General features: G+C 73.6%; 1 protein-coding gene. It reads right to left on the bottom strand.

Annotated features, from left to right (window positions below):
* Positions 1-1011 (bottom strand): UDP-glucose dehydrogenase family protein (locus ACI798_RS23105; protein ID WP_457049054.1); only part of this gene is annotated, 1011 nt, incomplete at its 5' end.

The following is a 1011-nucleotide window of genomic DNA, read 5'->3' as shown; positions in this document are numbered from 1 at the left end:
TCAGCCGGCGCGGCGGCCGAGGGCGCGGTGGGTCCAGCCGGCGGCGGTCCAGGCCTCCCGGTCCAGGGCGTTGCGGCCGTCGAGCACCCGCTTCTGCTGCACGACCTGCCCGAAGGTGACCGGGTCCAGCTCGCGGTACTGCCGCCACTCGGTGAGCACCAGCACCGCGTCGGCGCCGGCGGCGGCCTGCTCCGGCGTGGCCGCGTAGTCCAGCTGCGGCCACTCCCGGCGGGCGTTGTCGATCGCCGCCGGGTCGGTCACGCACACCACCGCGCCCTGGAGCTGCAGCTGGGCGGCCACGTTCAGCGCCGGGGAGTCGCGGATGTCGTCGGAGTCGGGCTTGAACGCCGCGCCCAGCACGGCGACCTTCTTGCCCAGCAGCGACCCGTCGCAGACCTCGCGGGCCAGCTCCACCATCCGGATCCGGCGGCGCATGTTGATGTTGTCGACCTCGCGCAGGAAGGTCAGCGCCTGGTCCGCGCCCAGTTCGCCGGCGCGGGCCATGAACGCGCGGATGTCCTTGGGCAGGCAGCCGCCGCCGAAGCCCAGGCCGGCGTTGAGGAACTTCCGGCCGATCCGGTCGTCGTGGCCGATCGCGTCGGCCAGCAGTTTCACGTCGGCGCCGGTGGCCTCGCACAGCTCGGCCATCGCGTTGATGAAGGAGATCTTGGTGGCCAGGAAGCTGTTGGCGGCGGTCTTGACCATCTCGGCGGTGGCGTGGTCGGTGCTCACCTTCGGGGTGCCGCGGGCCACGATGGGGGCGTAGACCTCGTCGAGCAGGGCCTCGGCGATCTGCCCGGCGCCGTCGGCGGGCAGGCCGTAGACCAGCCGGTCCGGCCGCAGGGTGTCGGCCACGGCGAACCCCTCCCGCAGGAACTCCGGGTTCCACGCCAGCAGCACCCCGGGCACCTTCTCACCGAACAGGGCGGCGAGCCCGGCCGCGGTCCCCACCGGGACCGTGGACTTGCCCACCACCAGGTCCCCCGGCTGCACCACCTGCAGCAGCGCCTC

Source organism: Geodermatophilus sp. SYSU D01045 (assembly GCF_054050295.1).
This window is presented reverse-complemented; position numbering and strand designations above follow the sequence as displayed.